The organism is Nocardia sp. bgisy134 (assembly GCF_057708325.1).
Genome location: NZ_JBYIRW010000003.1, coordinates 183128 through 206720 on the forward strand (window position 1 = coordinate 183128; position 23593 = coordinate 206720).

At 70.1% G+C, this 23593-nt stretch carries 19 protein-coding genes; 8 read left to right on the forward strand and 11 right to left on the reverse strand.

Annotated features, from left to right (window positions below; genetic code table 11):
• Window positions 1-82 precede the first annotated feature (82 nt).
• Genes AC3ERS_RS07510 through AC3ERS_RS07520 form a run of 3 tightly spaced genes read left to right on the forward strand, consistent with a single transcriptional unit; the run spans window position 83 to window position 3443 of the window.
• A complete protein-coding gene (locus tag AC3ERS_RS07510) occupies window positions 83-289 on the forward strand; it encodes a heavy-metal-associated domain-containing protein (RefSeq protein ID WP_431964873.1) in 207 nt (68 codons plus the stop codon).
• Complete coding sequence (locus AC3ERS_RS07515) at window positions 289-1185, forward strand: hypothetical protein (RefSeq protein ID WP_431964875.1); 897 nt, start codon at window positions 289-291, stop codon at window positions 1183-1185. The genes AC3ERS_RS07510 and AC3ERS_RS07515 overlap by 1 nt, the downstream gene beginning before the upstream one ends.
• Window positions 1182-3443 carry a heavy metal translocating P-type ATPase gene (locus AC3ERS_RS07520; RefSeq protein WP_431964877.1) on the forward strand — a complete coding sequence of 754 codons (2262 nt, stop codon included), beginning with the start codon at window positions 1182-1184 and terminating at the stop codon, window positions 3441-3443. The genes AC3ERS_RS07515 and AC3ERS_RS07520 overlap by 4 nt, the downstream gene beginning before the upstream one ends.
• A 179-nt stretch (window positions 3444-3622) precedes the next feature.
• Here AC3ERS_RS07520 and rsmA read toward each other — a convergent pair whose 3' ends face one another.
• The 4 genes from rsmA to AC3ERS_RS07540 all read right to left on the reverse strand — a co-directional run bounded on the left by rsmA (window position 3623) and on the right by AC3ERS_RS07540 (window position 8145).
• Window positions 3623-4504: a 16S rRNA (adenine(1518)-N(6)/adenine(1519)-N(6))-dimethyltransferase RsmA gene (gene rsmA / locus AC3ERS_RS07525; RefSeq protein WP_431964879.1), complete on the reverse strand. Its 882-nt coding sequence runs from the start codon at window positions 4502-4504 to the stop codon at window positions 3623-3625.
• 189 nt (window positions 4505-4693) lie between these two features.
• Window positions 4694-5860 (reverse strand): alpha/beta fold hydrolase, encoded by a 1167-nt coding sequence (locus tag AC3ERS_RS07530; RefSeq protein ID WP_431964881.1) that lies wholly within the window; start codon window positions 5858-5860, stop codon window positions 4694-4696.
• Window positions 5861-6005: 145 nt separating this feature from the next.
• Complete coding sequence (locus AC3ERS_RS07535) at window positions 6006-7133, reverse strand: resuscitation-promoting factor (protein WP_431964883.1); 1128 nt, start codon at window positions 7131-7133, stop codon at window positions 6006-6008.
• Window positions 7134-7314: 181 nt separating this feature from the next.
• Window positions 7315-8145, reverse strand: coding sequence for a TatD family hydrolase (locus AC3ERS_RS07540; RefSeq protein ID WP_431964885.1), 831 nt, complete (start codon window positions 8143-8145; stop codon window positions 7315-7317).
• Between the two features lie 62 nt (window positions 8146-8207).
• Here AC3ERS_RS07540 and metG point away from each other — a divergent pair, with 62 nt between their 5' ends.
• Complete coding sequence (gene metG / locus AC3ERS_RS07545; RefSeq protein WP_431964887.1) at window positions 8208-9806, forward strand: methionine--tRNA ligase; 1599 nt, start codon at window positions 8208-8210, stop codon at window positions 9804-9806.
• A 205-nt stretch (window positions 9807-10011) separates the two neighbouring features.
• On the opposite strand, the gene AC3ERS_RS07550 is transcribed toward metG, so the two are convergent.
• Window positions 10012-10764 carry an isocitrate lyase/PEP mutase family protein gene (locus tag AC3ERS_RS07550; RefSeq protein ID WP_431964889.1) on the reverse strand — a complete coding sequence of 251 codons (753 nt, stop codon included), beginning with the start codon at window positions 10762-10764 and terminating at the stop codon, window positions 10012-10014.
• Window positions 10765-10915: 151 nt separating this feature from the next.
• Between AC3ERS_RS07550 and AC3ERS_RS07555 the strand changes: the two genes are divergently transcribed.
• Window positions 10916-11806, forward strand: a complete 891-nt coding sequence (locus AC3ERS_RS07555) for an SDR family oxidoreductase (protein ID WP_431964891.1) — start codon at window positions 10916-10918, stop codon at window positions 11804-11806.
• Here the strand turns inward: AC3ERS_RS07555 and soxR are convergent.
• Entirely contained in the window at window positions 11775-12260 is a 486-nt protein-coding gene (gene soxR / locus AC3ERS_RS07560; protein ID WP_431964893.1) for a redox-sensitive transcriptional activator SoxR, read from the reverse strand. The two genes, AC3ERS_RS07555 and soxR, sit on opposite strands and share 32 nt — an antisense overlap.
• Window positions 12261-12385: 125 nt before the next feature.
• On the opposite strand from soxR, the gene arcA reads away from it, so the two are divergent.
• Both arcA and AC3ERS_RS07570 read left to right on the forward strand, forming a co-directional pair.
• Window positions 12386-13681 (forward strand): arginine deiminase, encoded by a 1296-nt coding sequence (gene arcA, locus AC3ERS_RS07565; RefSeq protein WP_431964895.1) that lies wholly within the window; start codon window positions 12386-12388, stop codon window positions 13679-13681.
• Window positions 13682-13688: 7 nt separating this feature from the next.
• Complete coding sequence (locus AC3ERS_RS07570; RefSeq protein ID WP_431964897.1) at window positions 13689-14054, forward strand: GntR family transcriptional regulator; 366 nt, start codon at window positions 13689-13691, stop codon at window positions 14052-14054.
• A 40-nt stretch (window positions 14055-14094) separates the two neighbouring features.
• Here the strand turns inward: AC3ERS_RS07570 and AC3ERS_RS07575 are convergent, their stop codons facing one another.
• On the reverse strand, window positions 14095-15693 hold the full coding sequence (locus AC3ERS_RS07575; RefSeq protein WP_431964899.1) for a dolichyl-phosphate-mannose--protein mannosyltransferase: 1599 nt from the start codon (window positions 15691-15693) through the stop codon (window positions 14095-14097).
• Window positions 15694-16261: 568 nt separating this feature from the next.
• Between AC3ERS_RS07575 and rsmI the strand changes: the two genes are divergently transcribed.
• Entirely contained in the window at window positions 16262-17092 is an 831-nt protein-coding gene (rsmI, locus tag AC3ERS_RS07580; protein WP_431965385.1) for a 16S rRNA (cytidine(1402)-2'-O)-methyltransferase, read from the forward strand.
• Window positions 17093-17372: 280 nt separating this feature from the next.
• Here rsmI and AC3ERS_RS07585 read toward each other — a convergent pair whose 3' ends face one another.
• The 4 genes from AC3ERS_RS07585 to AC3ERS_RS07600 all read right to left on the reverse strand — a co-directional run bounded on the left by AC3ERS_RS07585 (window position 17373) and on the right by AC3ERS_RS07600 (window position 23378).
• The gene (locus tag AC3ERS_RS07585) at window positions 17373-18497 is read right to left on the reverse strand and encodes a glycosyltransferase (RefSeq protein ID WP_431964901.1); all 1125 of its coding nucleotides are present in this window, start codon (window positions 18495-18497) and stop codon (window positions 17373-17375) included.
• Between the two features lie 81 nt (window positions 18498-18578).
• Entirely contained in the window at window positions 18579-20420 is a 1842-nt protein-coding gene (locus tag AC3ERS_RS07590) for a putative bifunctional diguanylate cyclase/phosphodiesterase (RefSeq protein WP_431964903.1), read from the reverse strand.
• Between the two features lie 43 nt (window positions 20421-20463).
• Complete coding sequence (locus AC3ERS_RS07595; protein ID WP_431964905.1) at window positions 20464-22611, reverse strand: Rv1355c family protein; 2148 nt, start codon at window positions 22609-22611, stop codon at window positions 20464-20466.
• On the reverse strand, window positions 22608-23378 hold the full coding sequence (locus tag AC3ERS_RS07600) for a hypothetical protein (RefSeq protein WP_431964907.1): 771 nt from the start codon (window positions 23376-23378) through the stop codon (window positions 22608-22610). Before AC3ERS_RS07600 ends, AC3ERS_RS07595 begins: the two co-directional genes overlap by 4 nt.
• Between the last annotated feature and the right edge of the window lie 215 nt (window positions 23379-23593).

Genomic DNA, 23593 nt, shown 5'->3' on the forward strand with positions numbered 1-23593 from the left:
GACACATACCCACAGGGGGTATGTTCTCCTTCGTCGGAGATACCCCGGCACCGTATGATTGCAGCGAGCGAAGGAGTTGGAGATGGCCACCACCACTTACACCGTCAAGGGAATGACCTGCGGGCACTGCGCCGGCTCGGTCAAGACGGAGATCGGCAAGATCGATGGCGTCACCAGCGTCGACGTCGACCTCGCGACCGGGGCCGTGCGCGTGGCCAGCGCCGCGCCGCTGGCCGATGCCGACGTGGCCGCCGCGGTCGACGAGGCGGGGTACGAGGTCGCCGTCTGATGCGGGATCGGCTGCGGTTCGCCGCGTTCGGTGGCGGGCTCGTCGTGTTGCTCGGCGCCGCGCTCGGAATCGGCGTCCTGGTGGGCGATCCGTCCGACCGGGGCGTCGAGCACAGCGGCGTCGTCCTCGACGGGTCGTACCGGTCGACCGGGTTGTCGGACTCCGAATCCGGCTACACCCTCGCCGACCTGAGCGCCCCCGCGTCGCCGAACCGCGCCGGTCCCCTGCACTTCCGCATCACCGGTCCCGACGGCGCGCCGGTCACCCGGTTCGCCGTCCGGCACGAGAAGCCACTGCATCTCGTGGTCGCCCGGTCGGACGGCGCCGAGTTTCGGCACGCGCATCCGACGATGGCGGCCGACGGCACCTGGTCGGTCGAATGGACTTGGGCCACACCGGGGACGTACCGGGTGTTCGCCGACTTCGCGCCGGAGCTGGGCGACGGGGCCGGGCTTGTGCTGAGCCGCACCGTCACGGTCACCGGGGACGCGGCCGCGCGGCCGCTGCCGCCCGCCGCCGAGACCGCTTCGGTGGACGGCTACCAGGTCCGGTTGCAGCGCGACTCGGGCGACCTGCGGTTCACCGTGACCCGCGACGGCAGGCCCGTCACCGATCTCGAGCCGTACCTCGGCGCCTACGCGCACCTGGTCGGCCTGCACGCGCCGTCCCTCGCCTACCTGCACGCGCATCCGCAGGGCGAGGTCGGCCGGACGAGCCCCGGCCCGGAGGCGGCGTTCCACGTCGAGCCGCCCGTGCCTGGCCCCTATCGGCTGTATTTCGAATTCGCGCACGGTGGTTCGGTGCACACCGCCGAATTCACCCTCGAATTCGCGCCGCTCTCCACAGCGCCATCCACATCCGGCGCCGGACATCATCCGGGTGGCGAACACCGATGACCGCGACCGCGGGCCATGCCGCTCTCGAACTCGAGATCGGCGGCATGACCTGCGCGTCCTGCGCCGCGCGCATCGAAAAGAAACTGAGCAGGCTCGACGGCGTCACAGCCACCGTGAATTTCGCGACAGCGAAGGCAAAAATTCGCTATCCACAGTCTGTTTCAGCGGAACAGCTGATCACCACGATCGAAAACGCGGGCTACACCGCGCACCTGCCCGAGCCGCCCTCGACCGAAGCCGACGAGTCCCACGACGCGGCACTCGCCACACTGCGCCACCGCCTGCTCGTCAGCCTGGCGCTGGCCGTTCCGGTGATCGCCATGGCGATGATCCCCGCGCTGCAATTCGAGAACTGGCAATGGCTTTCGCTGACCCTGGCCGCGCCCGTGGTGTGCTGGGGCGGGTACGAATTCCATCGCGCCGCCCTGATCAACGCCAGGCACGGCACCGCGACGATGGACACGCTGATCTCGGTCGGCACCCTCGCCGCGTTCGGCTGGTCGGTGTACGCGCTGTTCTTCGGGCACGCCGGGATGGCCGGTATGAAGCACTCGTTCAGCCTCGGCATCGCCCGCGCCGACGCCGCGTCCAATGTGTACTTCGAGGTGGCCGCAGGCGTGATCGTGTTCATCCTGGCCGGTCGCTACGCCGAGACGCGGGCCAAGGACCGCGCCGGTTCCGCGTTGCGCGCCCTGATCGAACTCGGCGCCAAGGAGGTCTCGGTGCTGCGCGGCGACACCGAGGTGCTCGTGCCCATCGATGCACTGCGCGTCGGCGACCGGTTCCTGGTACGGCCCGGCGCGAAGATCGCCACCGATGGCGTTGTGGTGGAGGGCGATTCGGCCGTCGATCAGAGCCTGCTGACCGGAGAGTCGCTGCCGGTGGACGTCGGCCCCGGCGACACGGTGATCGGCGCGACCGTGAACACCGGCGGCCTGCTCACCGTGCGCGCCACCCGGGTGGGCTCCGATACCCAGCTGGCCCAGATGGCGGCGCTGGTCGAGGAGGCGCAGAACGGAAAGGCGCCGGTGCAGCGGCTCGCCGACCGCGTGGCGGGGGTGTTCGTACCGATCGTCTTCGTGATCGCGGGCCTGACGCTGGTCTATTGGCTGATCACCGGCGCGCCGACGGCGGTGGCGTGCGGCGCCGCGGTCGCGGTGCTGATCATCGCGTGCCCGTGTGCGCTCGGCCTGGCAACGCCCACCGCGCTGCTCGTCGGCACCGGGCGCGGGGCGCAACTGGGAATCCTGATCAAGGGCCCGCAGGTGCTGGAGTCGACGCGGCGCATCGACACGGTGGTGCTGGACAAGACCGGGACGGTCACGACCGGGCGGATGGCGTTGGTCGAGGTGATCACGGACGAGCGCGCCGACGAACCGCACGCGCCCGTCAGTGAAGTGCGAACATCCGCCGACGAATTGCTCGCTACGGCGGCGGCAGTGGAGCACGGCTCCGAGCATCCCGTTGCCCGCGCGGTGGTCGCGGGCGCGCGTGAACGCGGGTTACGGCTGGCACCGGTGCAGCGGTTCACGAGTCATGGCGGTATGGGCGTGTGCGGGGTGGTCGACGGGTGGGACGTGGTGATCGGCCGCACGGAACTGCTGGCCGAACGCGGCATCGTCCTCCCCGAGCGCCTTGCCGCGGCGAAGGAGAACGCCGAACGCGAGGGCGCGACCGCGATCGCCGTCGCGTGGGACGGCATGGCGCGCGGTGTCCTGGTGCTGGCCGACGCGATGAAACCGACGAGCGCCGAGGCGGTCGCCGACCTGCGCGCCCTCGGGCTGACGCCGGTGCTGCTCACCGGTGACAATGCGACGACTGCCCGTTCGGTCGCCGCCCGGGTCGACATCGACGAGGTCATCGCCGAGGTGCTGCCCGACGACAAACTGCGCGTGGTCCGCGAATTCCAGGACCGAGGCCGAGTGGTCGCCATGGTCGGCGACGGCGTGAACGACGCCCCCGCACTGGCCGCCGCCGACCTGGGCTTGGCCATGGGCGGCGGCACGGACGTCGCGGCGGAAGCGGGCGATATCGTGCTGGTGCGCGACGATCTACGCGCCGTCGCCACCGCGATCCGCCTGTCCCGCGCCACCTTGCGCACCATCCAGGGCAACCTGTTCTGGGCCTTCGGCTACAACGTCGCGGCCATCCCGCTGGCCGCCGCGGGCCTGCTGAACCCGATGCTCGCCGGGGCGGCGATGGCCCTGTCCAGCGTCTTCGTCGTCACGAACAGCCTGCGGCTGCGCCGTTTCCGCTGACCGCCTCGGGACGCGCTCCGCCTATCGCCCGAAGCAGCGCATTCCACGACCCGCCGGTCGTGTGCGGCTGCGAAGGCGATCGCTCCTTCTGCGCGGCGAGCCGGACGATGGCCGCGGTAACCAGCGTTTCCCGCGCCCCTCTAAGCCACACCCCGCCGTAGTGCCGCGGGAAGCGGTCGCTACTTTTGCGCGGCCAGCCTGACGAAGGCGGCAGTATCCAGGGTTTCTCCGCGCGCGGTCGGATCGATTCCGGCGGCGACCAATCGACGTTCGGCCTCGGCGGGCGATCCGGCCCAACCGGACAGCGCCGCGCGCAAGGTCTTCCTGCGTTGCGCGAACGCCGCGTCGACCACCTCGAAGACGCGGCGGCGGTGCTCGTCGTCCATCGGCCAGGGCGGCTCGGCGAAGCGCTGCACGCGCACCAGGCCCGATTCCACTCGCGGCACGGGCCAGAACACCTGGGTGCCGACCGCGCCCGCGCGGCTCACCTTGCCGAAGAACCCGGCCTTCACGCTGGGCACCCCGTAGATCCGGCTGCCCGGTTCGGCCGCGAGGCGGTCGGCCACCTCGGCCTGCACCATCACCAGAGAGGTTGTGATGCTGGGCAATTCGGCGAGCAGGTGCAGCAGCACCGGCACCGCGACGTTGTACGGCAGGTTCGCCACCAGTGCGGTCGGGGCGGCGGGCAGGTCGGCGGCGGCGACCCGCAGCGCGTCGGCGTGCACCACCCGCAGCCGGTCGGCCAGTTCGGGAGCCCGGTCGGCGACCGTGACCGGCAGATGCTCGGCAAGCACCGGATCGATCTCGACCGCGATCACCGAATCCACCACGTCCAGCAGCGCGAGCGTCAGCGAGCCGAGTCCGGGCCCCACCTCGAGCACGGTGTCGGCGCGCCCGACTCCCGCCGCCGCGACGATCCGCCGCACGGTATTCGCGTCGTGCACGAAGTTCTGCCCCAGCTGTTTGGTCGGCCGCACCCCGAACTGCTCGGCGAGCACCCGCACCTCGGCGGGCCCCAGCAGCGCAGCACTCCCCCTCGCGGAAACATCGGCATCGGACACCCGAAGAACCTACCAACCCGACGCCCTACCCCCGCCCACCCGGCAGCACTACGCAGGTCCACCACCTGCCTCGCCGCGACCACAGGGTCTGTGGAGACCAACAGCGCGAGGGGCGGAAGCGCGGGTTGGCGTGGGCTGGGTGTACGCGGCCGGAACCGAATCGCCCCGTGCGAACCGGCAGCGCCAGGCTCAGCGCTCGGCGGGCGTCTCGCGGATGCGGGCGAGGAAGGCTTCGACGGCGGTCCACATGGCGGGATTCAGCTGGGTGTGTTGACCCGTACCGAAGACGGTCTCGGAGTCGACGTCGTTGGCGGCGAACTGAGCGATCAGGGCCGCGTGCAGCGGGGAGGGCACCACGGTGTCGGTCGCGTTGACCAGCAACAGGATCGGGGCGTCGTAGCCGCGCACCGGAACGGTCAGGTAGTCGGTGTACGCGGCGCGGATCGGCTCGGAGGACAGCGGCCTGGCCAGCAGCTGGCCGATGCCGAGACCCGCGACGCGCTCGATGATCCGGTCCAGGCACAGGCCACCGACCTCGTCGAGCACGGTTCGGCCCAGCGGCGTCAGGTACTGGTCGACGTGCACCTCGGGCCGCGCCGCCCGCACGCCGGCCAGGATGCTGACGAAGAAGCTCATCGGCGCCGCGGTGTCCGACATCGTCGGGATCACCGGGCCCGCCAGCGGAAGCACCTTCTCCACGTCGGACTCCGGGTCGACCGCGATGGTGCCGCGGAAATCGAGGTCCGGCGCGTAGGTCGCCTGAAGCTGCGCGGTACCGAGCGCGGCCTGCCCGCCCTGCGAGGCGCCGAACACCGCCCAGGTGCGCGACAACTCCGGGTGCGCTGCGCGGGCGGCCTGCACCAGATCGATGGTGGCGGTCGCCTCGGTGCGCAGTTCGAGGTACGGGTGCGGCCCGGTGTCGAAGCGCCCGAGACCGAGGTAATCGGGCGCTACGACAGCGAAGCCCTGCGAAACCAGACGTCGAAGCAGCTGGTCCTGCCTGCCCTGCATGGCGGGGAACGGCGCGCGCTCGGGTTGCGACATACCGCCGCAGCCGGGTCCGAGCCCGCTACTGCCGTGGTCGTAGGCGAGGATCGGCCAGCCGTCGGGCGGCGGTGTGCCCTCGGGCAGGAACAGCGCGCCGCTCGCGCGGTGCGGGGCGCCGTCGGATCCGGTCATCCAGTAGTCGACCACCGAGCCGCCGGACATGCCGTGCCAGCCGTCGGGTTGCGCGGTCACCGAGATCACCGAGCCCGGCGTCGCCGCCGCGGCGGGCGCGCTCGTTCCGGACAGCACGGCTCCGACGGCGAGCGCGGCGGCGAGCGCCGAACGCCGCGCGGTGTGTAGCAATCCCATCGCGGATTTCCCTCTCGCCCTGACCGCACCGTCACGAATCCGGCCGAGTGTACAACCGAGTCGGGGGATGGCGAGGCGGGATCGACCGCGAAAACGACTGCGGCGCCGCCCCACCCGGGGACGGCGCCCCGCGACGACGCGTGGGTCAGCTCAGGCCGAGCCTGCTGGTGCAGGCGGGCCAGGCGCCCCAGCCCTGGCGAGCCCTGGTCACCTCGGCGATGGCGATCTGCTCCTCGCGGGTCGCCATGTCGGCGCGCGGGGCGTAGCGCAGGCCGCCCTGCCGTTCCCAGGTGCTCTGGTCGAACTGGATGCCGCCGAAGTAGCCGTTGCCGGTGTTGATGGCCCAGTTGCCGTTGGACTCGCAGCGGGCCAGCGCGTCCCAGATCTGGCCGTCGCGCACCGCGGGCACCTCGGTGCCCGGCTTGGTGCCCTTGCGCACGGTCTTGGGCTGGGCGGGAACGGAGACCTTCGACTCGACCGCCTTGCGATCGACTTCCTGACCGTTGACCATCGTCACCGCGAAAGTCACGTCGTGCACGCCGGGCACGCCGGGGTTCTCCACGATGGTGCGGCTCATGTTCATGGTCTCGTCTTCGATGACGGTCTCCGCGGGATCGAGCGGCAACGTCTCGGTGTGGCGCTCGATGCGCTTGCGGGTCACCACGATTCGCAGGCCGTCGGCCAGCGGGGTGCTCGGCGCGGGCTCGACGGTGTCCTGCTCGATGAGCGGAATGCCCGCGACGGCGAGGAATTCACCCACGGTCGGCGCCGCGAGCCGCACGTCGACCGGCGCGCCGATGCCGTCGAGCAGCGACACCGAGCGCGGGCTCGCGATCCGCAGCGTCGCGCCGTCCAGCGGCAGCCGCTCGTCGCGTGCGGGCCAGACGTAGCTGTCGCCGGGGAGCTTCAGCTGAGCGAGCGCCTCGCCCGCGGTGAGGCCGGTGGTCCACACCGTCTCGGACTTGCCGTCCACGGTCAGCGCCACCGCGCGCGCCCGGTTCAGCACGATCGTCGCGCCGTCCGTCACGGCGGAGCCGCGGCCGGGACGGACCTGGTCGCGATCGGTCAGGTCGAATCCGGCCGCCCGCAGCACGCCGTCGACGTTGCGGGACATGGTCGTCAGGATCGACTGCTGGCCGTCCACGACGATCGTCACCGTCTTGCGGTTCACGATCGCCATCGAGGCGCCGACGATGAGCGTCAGCAACAGCGCCGCGACGGCCGCGTACAGCAGCGGCGAGCGGGACTGGTTGATCCTCGTCAAAGGCGACATGGTCACAGTACGATAACGAAGAGACTGGCCCCAAACAACCGTTTCTTCGCCGCCTGGGCCGTCGCAGATCACGAAACGATATCGACACCGCAGGTAGATAACAGCCTTCGTGACCCGGAGTGACGTGGGCCACAGGCAGGGTTTCCAGTCCCCTTACCCGGGTACGCGCAGGCCCGCGTCCTCAGATGCCGTAGACGCGCCGGGCGTTCGCCGTGGTGATCTCGGCCAGTTCGCGCGGATCCTGCTCGCGCAGTTCGGCGAGCGCGCGCACCGTGTACGGCAGGCAGTACGACTCGTTCGGCGCGCCGCGGAACGGGTGCGGCGTCAGATACGGCGCGTCGGTCTCCACCAGAATCTGCTCGTCCGGCACCACCTTGGCGGCCTCGCGCAACTCGTGGGCGTTCTTGAAGCTGACCGTGCCGGAGAAGCTCAGCACGTATCCCTCCGCGACGCAGGACAGCGCCATGTTGGCGTCCGAGGAGAAGCAGTGGAAGATCACCGTCGACGGCGCGCCCTCGTCCAGCAGGACGGTCAGCAGATCGTGGTCGGCCTCGCGGTTGTGGATCATCAGCGGCTTGCGCACCCGCTTGGCCAACTCGATGTGCCAGCGGAAACCCTCGACCTGGGTCTCGATATCGGCGCAGCCGTCGAGCTTGCCCGGCCAGTAGTAGTCGAGGCCGGTCTCGCCGATCGCGACGACCCTCGGGTCCACCGCCAGCCGCTCCAGCTCCGCCTTCGCGGCGTCGTCCAATGCGTTGGCCCTGGTGGGGTGCAACGCGACAGCGGCGTAGACGCGCGCATCCCAGTGCGCGGCCCGCACGGCCCACTGCGCGGCGGCCAGATCGTCGGCGACCGTGACCACCTTGCCGACGCCGACCGACGCGGCGCGGTCCACGATGGCGGCGGTCGACTCGGGGTCGGTGGCGCCGCAGGCGTCCAGATGGGTGTGCGCGTCCACCAGCGGCGCAAGCGGCTCGGGCAGATCCGGCGCGGGGCGACGTCCTCCGTTCACGACTCCGCCTCGCCTGCGCTCGACCGACCCGGGCGGCCGCCGGGTCCTGCGGGGATATTCACGTGAGCGACGGAAAGCACGCGCATTACAGTAGACACACCATGAGCGCAGCTGAACGCCCCGCCTTCTACATCACAACGGCCATCGCCTACCCGAACGGTGCGCCGCACATCGGGCATGCCTACGAGTACATCTCGGCGGACGCCATCGCCCGGTTCAAGCGACTCGACGGCTACGACGTGTTCTTCATGACCGGCACCGACGAGCACGGTCAGAAGATGCAGCAGGCCGCCACCGCCGAGGGCATCCCGGTGGAAGAGCTCGCCGCGCGCAACTCCGATGTCTTCGAGCAACTCGACAAGACGCTCGACGTCTCCTACGACCGGTTCATCCGGACCACCGACGCCGACCACCAGGTGGCCAGCATCGCGATCTGGGAGCGGATGCTCGCCAACGGCGACATCTACCTGGACAACTACTCGGGCTGGTACTCGGTGCGTGACGAGGCGTTCTACACCGAGGCGGAGACCACGCTGCTCGACGACGGCAGCCGCGTCTCCACCGACACCAACACGCCGGTGGAGTGGACCGAGGAGTCCAACTTCTTCTTCCGGCTGTCGAAGTACCAGGACCGGCTGCTCGCGCTCTACGAGGAGCACCCCGAATTCATCGCGCCCGCAACGCGTCGCAACGAGATCGTCAGCTACGTGAAAGAGGGCCTGAAGGACCTGTCCATCTCGCGCACCACCTTCGACTGGGGTGTGCCGGTGCCCGAGCACCCCGACCACGTGATGTACGTCTGGGTGGACGCGCTCACCAACTACATCACCGGCGTCGGCTTCCCGGACACGGAATCGGCTGCGTTCCAGAAGTTCTGGCCCGCCGACGTGCACATCATCGGCAAGGACATCACCCGCTTCCACACGGTGTACTGGCCCGCCTTCCTGATGTCGGCAGGCGTGGAGTTGCCGAAACGCGTTTTCGTGCACGGCTTCCTGTACAACAAGGGCGAGAAGATGTCGAAGTCGGTCGGCAACGTTGTCGACCCGCTCGAGCTCGTCGACGAATACGGCGTCGACGCGGTGCGCTTCTTCCTGCTGCGCGAGATCTCCTACGGGCAGGACGGCAGCTACAGCCACGACGCCATCGTCGGCCGGATCAACAGCGACCTGGCCAACGAGTTCGGCAACCTGGTGCAGCGCAGCCTGACGATGGTGAACAAGAACTGCGACGCCGCCGTGCCGGCGCCGGGCGAGTTCACCGCGGAGGATCGCGCGCTGCTCGACCGCGCGAACGGTCTGCTGGAACGCTGCCGCGCCGAATACGACGCCCAGCAGATGCATCTCGCGCTCGAGGCGATCTGGCTGACCCTCGGCGAGACCAACAAGTACTTCTCGGCCCAGGCGCCGTGGGCGCTGCGCAAGTCGGGCACCGAGGAAGATCTCGCCCGCATGGCGACGGTGCTGTACGTGACGCTCGAGGTGGTCCGCATCGTCGCGATCCTGGTGCAGCCGGTGCTGCCAGGGTCCGCCGCCAAGATCCTCGACCTGCTCGCCCAGCAGGGCCGCACCTTCGCCGACCTCGCGACGCCGCTCACACCGGGCGTCCCGCTGCCCGCTCCGGAGCCGGTGTACCCGCGCTACTTGGAGAAGAAGGACTGACCTACCAGCGTCGGCACGGCGCTCGGTGACCGACCTGCGTCGACACGGCGCTGGCTGACCGACCTGCGTCGACACGGTGCCAGCTGACCGACCTGCGCCGACACGGTGCCAGCTGACCGACCTGCGTCGGTACGGTGCTAGCTGACGTCCCGCGTCGGCACGGTGATCCGCGAATGAATCACCGTGCCACGCATGGATTTCCGCGTCACTTCCAGCGTTCGAGCAGCCGGTTGGCCTCGGCCGCGAGCGCGAACTGGAGGTAGGGACCGAAGCTGATCCGCGCCACGCCCTGCGCGGCGAGTTCCGCGCGGTCCGACTTGTCCGGCAGACCGATCGCGTTGACCGGCAGCGGCAGTTCCGAGGTCAGCCTGCGCATGTCCGCGTCGGAATGCCGCCCGACCGGATACAGCACGTCGGCGCCCGCGGAGGCGGCCAGCGTCAGCCGGGCGATGGCCCGGTCCATGCGGTCGGCTTCGTCGCCGACCTGCCGGAGGAACAGATCGGTGCGGGCGTTGACCACGACGTGCACCCCTGCCGCGTTGGCGAACTCGCGCAGACCGTGCACGAAGTCGGCGTGCTCTTGATCGCCGCGCAGCCGCCCGCCCTCGCTGTGCACGGTGTCCTCGATGTTCAGGCCGACCGCGCCCGCGTCGAGCAGGCCCTCGATCAGCTGAGCGGGCTCGTGGCCGTATCCGGCTTCGATGTCGACGGAGATCGGCACGTCCACCGCCTCGGTGATCTGGCGGACCCGAGTCAGCAGTTCGGCGAAGGTCATGCCCTCGTTGTCGCTGCGCCCGATCGAGTCGGCGACCGGGTGACTACCCAGGGTGAGCGCCGAAAAGCCTGCGGCGACAGCTAGATTCGCCGACCATGCGTCCCACACGGTGGGCAGCACGACCGGATTGCCCGGACGGTGCAGCGCGAGCAGTTCCTTGGCCTTGCTTTCCAAAGTGGTCATACACCGATCATGGACCCCGCCCCGGCCCGCCGCAGCGTGACACACCCCATTCCAGCGGCGGCCCGGTCACGCGGCACACGGAGAATCGGCAAGCTGCCGCTGCGTCCGGCGCGGGCGCAGTACCCTGCTTGGGCCGAGTCGGGCTAGCGAGATGGGATCCGAAGTGCGAGGAGTGGGGCGAGGAAGCGTCGGCCGCAAGACGGTGCGCGGCGCGAAGGTCTTGGTGACGGGCGCGGCCAGCGGCATCGGCAAGGCGACCGCGATCGCCGCGGCGGGGCAGGGCGGCGAACTGGTGCTCACCGACATCAACACCGAGGGCTTGGCGGCGACCGTCGAGGAGATCCGCGGCACGGGCGGGACGGTGCTGGACTCGCAGGCCTTCGACATCACCGACTACGACGCCGTGGCCGCCTTCGCCGCGGACGTGCACGATCGGCACGGCCCCATGGACGTGGTCATGAACGTCGCGGGCACCTCCGCGTGGGGCACCGTGGAGAACCTCGAGCACCGGCACTGGCGGCGCATGGTCGACATCAACCTGATGGGGCCGATCCACGTCATCGAGAGCTTCGTGCCGACCATGGTGCGCGCGGGCCGCGGCGGCGCCTTGGTGAACGTGTCCTCGGCGGCGGGGCTGCTCGCGCTGCCGTGGCACGCCGCCTACAGCGCGGGCAAGTACGGCCTGCGCGGCGTCTCCGAGGTGCTGCGCTTCGACCTGGAACGCCACGGCATCTCGGTGCACCTGGTGGCGCCGGGCGCGGTGAACACCCCGCTCGTGCACAGCTTCGAGCTGGTCGGGGTGGACAAGGACGATCCCAAGGTGCGCAGGCTGACCAAGGCGTTCACCAAGCACGCGGTGCCGCCCGAGCGGGTGGCCGCCGCGATCCTGCGCGGCGTCGAACGCAACCGGTTCCTGATCTACAGCTCGTTCGACATCCGCTTCGGCTACTGGTGGGCGCGCAAATTCGCCCTCCCGTACGAGTTCGTCATCCGCCGGGCCAGCGCCCAGTTCAGCACGCTGCCGGTTTCGACGGGCAGTTGAGATGCGTGTCGAGCACCCTGGCGCCGGGACCGTCGTCGCCGAGCCGGTCGCGCTCGTTGACGAGCTTGCAGCTGCCGAGTGAGAGGCAGCCGCAGCCGATACAGCCGGTGAGGTTGTCGCGCAGGCGGATCAGCTGACTGATGCGATCGTCGAGATCCTCCCGCCACGCCGTGGAGAGGGTCTCCCAGTCGCGCCGGGTCGGAGTGCGGCTCTCGGGCAGTTTGTCCAGCGCCTCCCGTATTTCGCTGAGCGGTATGCCGACCCGCTGCGAGATGCGAATGAACGCGACCCGGCGCAACGTCTCGCGGGTGTATCTGCGCTGATTCCCGGACGTGCGGCGGCTGGTGATCAGCCCCTCGCGCTCGTAGAAATGCAACGCGGAGACGGCTACTCCGCTACGCTCGGACAGCTGCCCGGGGGTCAGTTCCTTTGCTCGCCAATCGGCTGTCGACATCACACTCCTCCATTCACCTGAACAATACTTCAGGTTAGGATGTCCTGGGGACGAATTCGGACACCTCACGGCATTGGGGTGCCGATTTCCGTACCGCTGCGCCGATCGCGAACTACGGTCGGAGGATGGGAGCAGACGCTGTGCCCGTCGACCACGAAAAGGACAGGCGCGGGGGCGGGCCCGACCGCGCCGGCGAACCGCGTTACGGAGTGACTTCCGAGGTAGGAGCCCTACGTACGGTCTTGTTGCATCGGCCCGGCGCCGAACTGCGCAGGCTCACCCCGCGCAACAACGATCAATTGCTGTTCGACGGCATCCCCTGGGTGGAGCGAGCCCAGCAGGAGCACGACACCTTCGCGGACGTGTTGCTCAGCCGTGGCGTCGAGGTGCTGTTGCTCTCGGATCTGCTCGCCGAAACCATCGCGGCCAGCGGCGCGGCGCGGATCCAGGGCATCTCCGCCGCGGTCGACGCCCGCAGGCTCGGCCACGCCTTGGCCGACGAGCTGGCCGCCTATCTGCGCGGTGTGCCCGCCGCGGAACTGGCCGAGATCCTGATGGCGGGCATGACCTTCGACGAGCTGCCGTTCGGCCCCGACGCCGCTTCCCTGGTGCGGCGGATGCACCACGGCGCCGACTTCGTCATCGACCCGCTGCCCAACCTGTTGTTCACCAGGGACTCCTCGTTCTGGGTCGGCCCGCGCGTCGCGATCACCTCGCTCGCCCTGCCCGCCAGGATGCGGGAGACCTCGCTGACCGATCTCATCTACGCCTTCCACCCGCGCTTCCTCGGGGTGCGGCGGGCCTACGAATCGCACACCGCGCCGATCGAAGGCGGCGACGTGCTGCTGCTCGCGCCGGGCGTCGTCGCCGTCGGCGTCGGCGAGCGGACCTCGCCCGCCGGTGCGGAAGCATTGGCGCGCAGCCTGTTCGACGACGGTCTCGCGCACACGGTGCTGGTCCTCCCGATCGCGCAGACGCGCGCGACCATGCACCTGGACACGGTGTGCACCATGGTCGACACCGACGCCGTGGTGATGTACCCGGCGGTCCGAGACGAACTGCGCGCGTTCACGATTCACCGCGAGGACGACTACGCCGTCCGCGAGGGCGGCGGCGGGGTGACGATGCGCGGACCCGATCCGTTCCTGCCCGCCGCGGCCGAGGCGATGGGCATCGGCAAGCTCCGGGTGATCGACACCGGACTCGACGGCGTGACCGCCGAGCGCGAGCAGTGGGACGACGGCAACAACACCCTCGCCGTGGCCCCCGGCGTCGTGATCGCCTACGAACGCAACGAGATGACCAACGCGCGGCTGCTGGACGCGGGCATCGAGGTGTTGCCGATCCCCGGCTCGGAACTGGGCTCGGGACGCGGCGGCCCGCGATGCCTGTCGTGCCCGCTGGCCCGAGACGACGTGTGAGCCGCCTATGTTCACCGTCACGATCAGCCACGATTCGCCCGTCCCGCCGTACGAGCAGCTGCGGCTGGCGGTCATCGCGCAGGTGCGTTCCGGCGAGCTGACCGCGGGTACGAAGATTCCCACCGTGCGCGCCCTGGCCGCCCAGCTCGGCCTGGCGCCCAATACGGTCGCGCGCGCCTATCGCGAACTGGAGGCCGACGGCGTGCTGGAGACCAGGGGTAGGCAGGGGTCGTTCATCGCGTCCTCCGGCGACCCCACCCGCGACGCGGCCGGACGCGCCGCGACCGCGTACGTGTCGGCCATCAGGCGGCTCGGCCTGGACGACGAAACCGCCCTGCGCTACGTGAAATCCGCGCTGGAGACCCGATACTGATCGACGCCGGACGGGGTCCGCCGCGCGGGCGGGCCTCCGTCTAGCGCCAGCTCGGCAACCAGAGGTGGTCGTGCCAGTTGCCCGGCGTGATCGGCAGCGCGGTCAGGATCGGCCACAGCCAGATGAAGTTCGCGATCACCAGACCGAGATAGAGGCAGACGGCGAGCAGGCCGAGACCGTGCCGCTCGCTGGGGACGGCGGGCAGGAAGGTGCCCGACGGACTACGCGGTATCGGCACCAGGCGAGCCGGGCCCATGACGTCACCCAGCGCCAGCGCCAAGCCGATCATCAGGAACGGGGCGAGCGGCACGGCGTAGAAGTAGTACATCTGCCGGTCCAGGGTCAGGAACCAGGGCAGCAGCGCCGCGCCGTAGCCGGTGAGCACCGCGGCGTAGCGCCAGTCGCGCCGGACCACGCTGCGCCACAGCATCCAGGCGAGCGCCGGGAAGGCGACCCACCAGATCGCCGGGGTGCCGATCAGCATCACCGCCTTGACGCACTGCGCCTGCGCACAGCCGGTGACATTGGTGTCTGCGTAGTAGTACAGCATCGGCCGCAGACCCATCGGCCAGGTCCACGGCTTGGACTCCCACGGATGGTGGTTGCCCGCGGAATTGGTCAGGCCCTCGTGGAAGTGCAGCGACTCGCCGCTGTAGAACCACAGCGAGCGCAGCGCGTCGGGCAGGAACGACCACGGACCTCCCGACCCCACCTGATTGCCGACCGAGTACCGGTACACGCCGGTCTCGCTGGCGAACCAGGCCCAGTAGGTGGCCAGATACACCCCGAGCGGGATCAGCACGAGCGCGTAGAGCGCGGGGCCGGCATCGCGCAGCGCCGTGCCGAGCCAGGGCTTGCGCACCCCGTACGCGCGCCGCGCGGCGACGTCGAAGCAGACGCTCAGGATGCCGAACGCCACGATGAAATAGATGCCGGACCACTTGGTGCCGCACGCCAGCCCGAGCAGCACGCCTGCGCCGAAACGCCACCAGCGCACGCCGAGCCGCGGACCCCACGGTGTCGCACCGATACGTCCTTCGACGTCGACGCGCGCCATTCTGGCCCGCATCTCGTCGCGGTCCACCACCAGGCAGCCGAAGGCCGCTGTGACGAACAGCGCCATGAAGATGTCGAGCATGCCGATGCGGGAGGAGACGAAAAGGAGCCCGTCCGCGATCGCCAGGATGCCCGCGATCGCGCCGATCAGGGTCGACCTGGCCAGCCTGCGCGCGATCCTGACCACCAGCAGCACCAGCACGGTGCCCGCGAGCGCCGCGGTGAACCGCCAGCCCCAGCCGTTGTAGCCGAACAGGAACTCGCCGATGGCGATCATCTGCTTGCCGACCGGCGGATGCACCACCAGGCCGTAGCCGGGGTTGTCCTCCACCCCGCCGCCGGTGAGCATCTGCCAGGCCTGCGGAGCGTAGTGCTTCTCGTCGAAGACCGGCGTTCCCGCGTCGGTCGGATAGTTCAGCATGGTGAACCGAGTCACCGCCGCGAACGCGGTCAGGACAGCCGTGACCAGCCACCCCCGCAGCGTGTCGAGGGGGCCGAAATCGGGCGACGGCCGGAGCGGCGCTGGACTCGACCAGGTGGGCACTGCCCCGGGTACGGTCGCGCGGGAGGTCACCTGGGTCACGCCCCGATCGTATTAGGACCGGGGTACCCCGAAACTGATCGGTACGTACAACTCACACCCGCGCGTCGGGCTCCGGCCACGCGCAAACCGACGACGGATCACGTCCGACCGGCGTGCACCGGCGGTACCTGCGCCTCCGCCTCAGCCACGGACGGGTCAGCGACGAACTCCGCCCGGCAAGCACCCACCGGGCGAACGTCCACTTCGGCGGGTTGTCGACGAACTGCGTCCAGCAGCGCACCAGGCGTACCTCCGCCTTCGCTACCGCCGTGCGTGTGTCAGCGACGAACTCCGGCCAACTGCGCCCACTCGGTGTGCCTCCGTGCGCTCCAACCGCGCCCACCGGGCGTACCTCGGCCTCGCTCCGACGCGGGTCATCGATGAACTGTGTCCAGCTGCGCCCACTACTCGTACCGCCGCCTTCGCTTCGACCATCGCGGGTCAGCGACGAACTGGGTCCTGATGCGCCCACTAGGCTTCTGGTGTCCGGTGGTTGCCGGGTGTCGAGCGAGACGGGAGTGCGGTGGCAGACCAGTCGACAGCGGGGGACGGCGCGGCCCGGGGATCGGTGGGCGGGCGGCTGGTGCTGGCGGCGACGCCGATGGGCGATATCGGCGACGCGTCCCAGCGTCTGCGCGACGCCCTCGGGTCCGCCGACGTGGTCGCCGCCGAGGACACCCGGCGCACCCGCGCGCTGGCCAAGGCGCTGGGCGTCGAGATCACCGGCCGCGTGGTGAGCTTCTACGACCACGTCGAAACCGCCCGCGTTCCCGCGCTGCTCGGCGAGATCGAGGCAGGGCGCACGGTGCTGCTGGTCACCGACGCGGGCATGCCCTCGGTGAGCGACCCCGGCTATCGGATGGTCGCGGCCTGCGTCGAACGCGACCTGCCCGTCACCTGCCTGCCGGGCCCGTCGGCCGTCACCACCGCGCTCGCCCTGTCCGCGCTGCCCGTGGAGCGCTTCTGTTTCGACGGCTTCCCGCCGCGCAAGTCGGGCCCGCGCAAGGAATGGCTGCGCACGTTGCGCGAGGAACCGCGCGCCTGCGTCTTCTTCGAGGCGCCGCACCGGCTCGCCGAATGCCTCACCGACGCCGTCGAGGTGCTCGGACCCGACCGCCGCGCCGCCGTCTGCCGCGAACTCACCAAGACCTACGAGCAGGTCGTGCGCGGCACCCTGGCCGAACTCGCCGACTGGGCCGCCGACAGCGCCCGTGGCGAGATCACCGTCGTCCTGGAGGGCGCCCAGCCCAAGGCCACCGACCCCGCCGACCTCGTCGCCGAGGTCGAGACCCTCACCGCCCAAGGCCTGCGTCTGAAGGACGCCTGCGCCCACATCGCCACCGCCAACAACGTCTCCCGCCGCGCCCTCTACGACGCCGTCCTCGCCGCCCGTGACTAGCTCGCAGAGCCTCCGCACCCCTCGCAGCGGCTGCACCGCCTGCGAGGCGCACCCACCCTCTGCGACGGACCCGTGGCCCGGTACACGTGGCTGACGCACAGCCTGCGTAGGGCGCCACATAGCCACGGGCTGCACGCCCTGCGAGACATACCCACCCTCTGCGAGGGCCTCTTGATGCCAGTGCATCTGGCCTGCCACACAGCATTCGTACGTCCCGCATAGGAACCGGGCGTGTGCAGAGTGCCGAACCCGTGTGGGAGGCCCTGGTTCGGCGCGGCGGTCAGCGGGCGAGGACGGCGAGCATGCCTTCGACGGCGCGGGGCCAGGTGAATTGTTCGGCGCGGGTCCGGGCGGCGCGGCGGCGGGCGACGGCGGGAAGGGCGAGGACGTCGGTGACCGCCTCGGCGAACGCGATGGGGTGGTCGGCGGCGATGGCGCCGCAGTCGGCGGTGACGATGTCGGCCAGCGCCGAGGAGCGGCTCGCGACCACCGGCGTGCCCGCGGCCAGCGCCTCCAACGCGGCGAGGCCGAAGGTCTCGTGCGGGCCCGGCGCCAGCGAGACATCCGCGGTGGCAAGCAGTTTGGCGACCATCGCGCGGTCGGTGATGAAACCGGTGAAGTGCACCGCGGGCTGGCCGTTCGAGAGCGGCGGCAGCGCGCGGGCGCGCCGTTCCAGCGCGTCGCGGCGGGGGCCGTCGCCCGCGACGACGAGACGCGCCTCGGTCCCCGCCTTGCGCAGCTGCGCCACCGCCTCGATGCTGCGGTCGACGCGCTTCTCGACCGAGAGCCGCCCGCAGTGCACCAGCAGCGGATGCCCGGCCGCGAGATCGGCGCGCAGCCTGCGGTCGCGCCTGCGCGGGCTGAACAGGTCCAGATCCACTCCGAGCGGGACGAGCTCGACGTTCGGCGCGCCGATGCGCAGGAACTCGGCGCGCGCGAATTCCGTTGTGCAGACCACGATGTCGTATTCGGCCGCGGTGCGGCGGTTGGCGATGTCGGCGCAGCGGCGGGCCAGTCTGCCCGGCAGGACCTGACCGAGCAGCCGGTCGAGCCGTTCGTGCGAGATCATCACGCCTGCCATGTCGCGCTTGCGCGCCCAGCGGCCGAAACCGCGCAACGTCAGCCGGTCCGACACCTCGAGCACGTCGGGCCGCAGGCCGGTGAGCACGTCGGCGACCCGGCGCGGATCGGCGGCGCGGTAGCCGCCCGTCCAGGGAATGGCCAAGGCGGGCAAGGTGATCCGCAGCGCGCCACCGGGCAGCACCTCCTCGGCGCGGCGCGGTCCCGGCACGATCAGCACCACCTCGTGCCCCGCGGCCACATAGCCCGCGCCCAGATGGTGCAGTGCGGTGCGCAGCCCACCCGACCGCGGACCGTAGAAGTTCGCCAGCTGCACGATGCGCACCCGCCGATCGTCGCAGCGCAACCGGATACGGTAGGCATCGTCACGCTCGAGGAGCGGTGAACATCTAGAAAAGAGAACCCGTCAATGCTTGGCGACGCCGCGGGCGGCCCGGGGCAGGTCCAGATCCAGCGGAATCCGGCCGAGCGCCAGGTGCGACTCGACCTGGTCCGACGGCATCGGCCTCGCGATCAGAAAACCCTGTGCCCGGTAGCAACCGAGGCCGACCAGGGTTCGCGCGGCCACCGCCGTCTCCACACCCTCGCCCACCACGCCGAGTCCGAACGAACCGGCGAGGCCGATAATGGATTTCACGATGGCCAGGTCGTCGGTGCTCGCGCCGAGCCGCTGCACGAAGCCTCGGTCTATCTTCACCGCGTCGACCGGCAGCGCCTTCAGGTGCGAGAGCGAGCTGTAGCCCGTGCCGAAATCGTCGATGGCGATCTGCACGCCCATCCGCTTGAGCCCGCGCAACGTCACCTGGGTGCGCGCCAGATCCTGGACGACCACGTGTTCGGTGATCTCCAGGCAGACCGAACTGCCGTCGATGCCGAACAGCCGCAGGATGTCCTCGATGCGCTCCACGAAATCCAGGCTCACCAGCTGCACCGGCGAGACGTTGATGCGCATCACCACGTTGGCGGCCAACCCCCTGCGGCGCCATTCGGCGAACTGCGCGCAGGCCGAGCGGATCACCCACCGGCCGAGCTCGCCCGCCAGATTCGTCGCCTCGGCGACGGTGACGAACGCGCCGGGCGGCAGCAGTCCCCTGGTCGGATGCATCCAGCGCACCAGCGCCTCGAGCGCGACGATCCGTCCGGTGCGCAGATCCACCTCGGGCTGATAGTGCAACAGCAGCGAGCCGTCGGAGACCGCGCCGCGCAGGTTCAGCTCCACGTCGTCCTGTAGCTCGAACTGGGCGCGCATGGCGTCGGTGAACACCGCGACGCCGTTGCCGCCGCCCGATTTGGCGGACAGCAGCGCGTGGTCGGCGCGGCGCAGCACGTCGGCCACCGTGGTCTCGCCGGGAATGCCCACCGCCACACCGACGCTCGCGCCGCGGCTTACCGATTCGCCGCCGACGGTGACGCGGCGGCCGATGAGCTGCTGGATCCTGGTCGCCTCCAGCTCAGCGGTGACGGCGTCCATGGGCTTGGCGGGCACGATGACGAATTCGTCGCCGCCGAGGCGGGCGATCATGTCGTTGGCGTCCAGATTCTCGCGCAGCCGCGAGGAGAGCGTGCGGATGAAGTTGTCGCCCGCGGTGTGTCCGAGAAAGTCGTTGAGCGCCTTCAACCGGTCGAGGTCGAGGAAGAACGCGGCGACCGGGCCCGGGTTGCCGGGGCGTAATCGGTCCTCCATGTGCTCGAGCAACGCGCGCCGGTTCGCCAGACCCGTCAGATCGTCGTGCAGCGCGATGTAGCGCAGCCGCTCCTCGGCCACCACGCGCGCCTGCACCTGGGCGAACAACGCGGCGATCGCCTTGAGCACGTTGAGTTCCCTGGTGCTCCAATCCCGGTCGCCCTGTTTGATGAAGCCGAGCACGCCGGTGGATTCGCCGCGCGAGATGAGCGGCACGCAGGCCATCGCCACCTGCGGAATTCCGGAGGAGCGCCGAATCGTCTCCTGGTAGTCGGCGGACTTGACGTCGGGGCGCACGATGATCGGCTCGGTGGCGAACTCGAGCTCGCGGAACACCGAGTCGGCGTTCTCGAACTGCACCACCTTCAGCGGATCGGGGTCGGGAATGTCGCCGCGGTGCGGCCACTCCGCGACGAGCACGGTGGCGCGCCGTTCCCGGTCGGTATGGCGCAGGTAGCTGAAGTCGACGTCGAAATGCTCGACCAGTCTGGCCAGCACGCGTTCGCTCGCCGCCACCATGGTCGTGGCGTCGACGCCCATCAACTCGGCGGCGACTTGCGTCACCAGTGAGTCGAGCGTTCGCCGAGGCACCTTGTCTCCGATCGTGCTAGCTGCGGTCGCCCGCACCCGGCACTGGAAGCCGCCTGCTGCGGACCGTGGCTGCTGCCGCGTAGCTCAGGCGAAGCACCAATGCCATGATCTCATGTCCAGGCACTCCCAGCAGGTCCAGGAAACGGCCCTGAAGTGACGTTAGTGTATCCGCGAAATCCGGGGAAATCGCGATCAGCTCGTCGGGGTGCCGCGCGTAAAGGAACACCGGGGACACCGGTTGCACGGCCAGACCGCGTCGTCCGGCCTCCAGCCAGACCCGCTGCAAAGCCCCGCCCGCCGTGGCGTAATCGGCCAGACTCGCACCGTACGGCCCCGGTCGGCACGGCAGCGTCACCGCGACGAGGGCCGAGCTCGACAGCACCCGATCGCGGCTGTACTCGCCGAGCGCGGCGCCGCCGGACCACTCGTGCAATCTGGCCATCACATCGGCGCGTCCGCCGATCCGCAGCTTGGCCTGTTCGTCCGGCGCGAGTTCCATGCCGCGCACGTCGATGCCAGTGCGTAGATCCTCGCCGGGCCAGCGCAGTTCGCCGTACATCTCCTGATGCAGGCGCGGTGTGAGGTGGCGGATGCGATCGGATTCGCCGATCAGCACCGCCGCTTCGGACAGCTCGGGACGACTGATGATCGCGCGCACCGCGCCGCCCTCCGCCGCGGCGGCCGCAGCGAGACCGGCCAGCACGGCGTCGCCGAGCGGCGCGCCGGTGCCGAGCTTGCGATTGGTGTCGCGCGCCAGCGCCGCCGGGTAATCGCGGGCCAGCAGCGGGTCGGAGCCCGCACCGAATTCCAGCAGCGCGGTCAGCGCCGTGCTGTCGTCCTCGATCAGGTGGTGGTCGCCGAGGATGCCGTGCGCCGCGGCCGCCGCGCGGGCGTTGTGCAGTGCGGCGCCGATCGCGACCGCGCTGCCGCGATAGCCGATGTCCAGCGCCGAGGACCGGTTGCGCGCCAGATCGATGCGCATCGCGTGGTGGTCGAGCCGCAGCTGCCAGGGCTGGGTGTTGCCGCCCGACGGCGCGCGCTGCGCGCATTCGAGCACGTTCACCCGCGCAGGCCCGGACGGCTCCGCTGTCGGGTCGGGCTCCCGCTCGCAGACCACGTCCTCGGGCTCCGGCTCGGCGAGTCCGTCGAGGCCGCGTTCCAGATCGATCCTGGTGCGCCCGGAGGAGAGCTTGTAGCCGAGGCCGATGCGGCGCACCGCTGTGGCGACGATCGCCGCGCCCAGTTGCACGTCGCCTGCCAGCTGCGGCCAGGTGGTGACGGTCTCGTCGATCTCGACCAGGCTCGCGGCCATCCGCGCCGACAGTTCCCTCGGATCCAGGATCCGCATCACGTGCGGCGCCTTCTCCTTGGTGGACAACCCGCGGAGGTCGGCGGCGGTGGTCGGGCCGAGCAGGCCGTGGAAGGGCGGGCGCTCCGGTTCCAGGTCGTAGCGCTCGACGTCGAAGAGACCGCGGTCGCTGGTGTCCATCAGCAGTGGCAGCCGGTGCCTGCGCGCGCCCTGGCGGACGGCGAACTTCACGTCCAGCGAGTCGCATTCCTCGACGACGATCGACAGCCCGTACAGGAACTCGTCCACCGTGTGCTCGTCGACTCCCGCGGTGTACACCTCGACCGGCAGATACGGATCGAGCTCGGCGATCCGGCGGGCCGTCACGATCGACTTGTTCACGCCGATGTCGAAGACGTTGCCCGGCACCCGATTCAGGTTCGACAGCTCGATGTCGTCGAAGTCGGCCAGCCGCAGCAGCCCGCAGGAGCCCTCCATGGCGAGGGTGTGCGCGATGGCGTGACCGACGCTCTGCCCGACCACCCCGACGGCCAGCCCCGCGAGCCGCCGCTGTTCGGCGCGGGTCACCTTGTTGCGGTTGCGGTCGAGCCGGATCGCACGGTAGGTCCGCTCGCCGGGCAACCCGGTCAGCGTGCGCCGCCACGGGTAGTAGACCCAACGGTCTGTCTCCGGTCCGCCCAGGTCGCCGGGCGGATTGTTCAGCTTGCCGAGCTCGGCGCGCAGCACGTCGCGCAGGTCGACGATGCGGATCATCGGTGACTTTCGCAGTTGTGCGAGGACGGACGCTTCGTCCGGCACGGTCTCGTCGAGGATCAGCGGCCGATAGTCCGCACCGGGACCAGGGTCACCGTTCATGCTTGCGCCAGTCCCCCTATCCGGGCGTCGCCCGCGGTGGCCAGGCGACGCGCCCGGGTGAACCAGGCGCCGAGCGCCGCCCGTTCGAGGGCGAGCAGCGAGCCCTGCAATTTGGTGGCGCTGGTCCGGCACGCGTGGCTGTCCCACCAGAGCGGGACGGTGCGATACCGATCGTCCGGATACGGCACGGCGGGCACACCGACGGCGATCCGGCCGCCGCTGGATTCGTACAGGCGGGCGGTGTGCGCCGCGGCGGTGACGAAACCGAACCGCGCGCCGAGCAGCCAGGCCGCGTGCACCACGCAGCGGGAGAGCGCGGCGCCGAGTTGAGCGCGGTGCGCGACGCCCTCGCGAGTCACCCAGACCGCCTTGACCTCGACTATGCCCTGGTGAATCCGCTCGGCGATCATCGCGCGAAGGTCGGCCTCGCCGGGGCGTCCGGCCCATGCGCCGAGCCCGTGCACTTCGTCCTCGAGGAGATACGGACCCTGGGCGCGCAGACCGGCGACAACCTCGCCCGCTGGATCGACTGCCGCGAAGAACAGCGAGGTCGAGCGCCCGTCGGAGACTTTCTCGTATTCCAATGCAGGTTCGACTTCATAGTGCCGGTAAACCCGCAGCGCACCGCGCAGATAGCGCCGCCACAGATCCGGATGCGCGCCCGGTGGAGCCACGTGGATGACATAACCGGAATGCATGTCGCGAAACCGCAACACCTCGGCATCGCGCGCTCCGAAAGCGCCGACTGCGACTGTTTCGACAGCCATGGTGTTCCTACTCCGTTGCTACCGCGCCCGCGCGCGATCTTCGAGCCGGGGTGACAGACTCCCCCGCCGCCGAGCGCTCCGGGAGAGTTTGCCTAGGGCAGTATCCGTCATCCGGCAGGAATTGACCAGGCGTCTGGTTAATATCCCGAAAACTGATCGTGGTCCCCGAAATACTCGCAGGTCAAAGGCTGCAAGGTATTCCTAAGTTAGAAGAT

Coding starts and splice junctions, on each gene's coding strand:
- AC3ERS_RS07550 (WP_431964889.1), bottom strand. CDS start 10,764: ATGACCACTTTGGAAAGCAAGGCCAAGGAACTGCTCGCGCTGCACCGT.
- AC3ERS_RS07595 (WP_431964905.1), bottom strand. CDS start 22,611: ATGAACGGTGACCCTGGTCCCGGTGCGGACTATCGGCCGCTGATCCTC.
- AC3ERS_RS07520 (WP_431964877.1), top strand. CDS start 1,182: ATGACCGCGACCGCGGGCCATGCCGCTCTCGAACTCGAGATCGGCGGC.
- AC3ERS_RS07535 (WP_431964883.1), bottom strand. CDS start 7,133: ATGTCGCCTTTGACGAGGATCAACCAGTCCCGCTCGCCGCTGCTGTAC.
- AC3ERS_RS07510 (WP_431964873.1), top strand. CDS start 83: ATGGCCACCACCACTTACACCGTCAAGGGAATGACCTGCGGGCACTGC.
- AC3ERS_RS07530 (WP_431964881.1), bottom strand. CDS start 5,860: ATGGGATTGCTACACACCGCGCGGCGTTCGGCGCTCGCCGCCGCGCTC.
- AC3ERS_RS07600 (WP_431964907.1), bottom strand. CDS start 23,378: ATGGCTGTCGAAACAGTCGCAGTCGGCGCTTTCGGAGCGCGCGATGCC.
- arcA (WP_431964895.1), top strand. CDS start 12,386: ATGGGAGCAGACGCTGTGCCCGTCGACCACGAAAAGGACAGGCGCGGG.
- AC3ERS_RS07515 (WP_431964875.1), top strand. CDS start 289: ATGCGGGATCGGCTGCGGTTCGCCGCGTTCGGTGGCGGGCTCGTCGTG.
- AC3ERS_RS07555 (WP_431964891.1), top strand. CDS start 10,916: ATGGGATCCGAAGTGCGAGGAGTGGGGCGAGGAAGCGTCGGCCGCAAG.
- soxR (WP_431964893.1), bottom strand. CDS start 12,260: ATGTCGACAGCCGATTGGCGAGCAAAGGAACTGACCCCCGGGCAGCTG.
- AC3ERS_RS07570 (WP_431964897.1), top strand. CDS start 13,689: ATGTTCACCGTCACGATCAGCCACGATTCGCCCGTCCCGCCGTACGAG.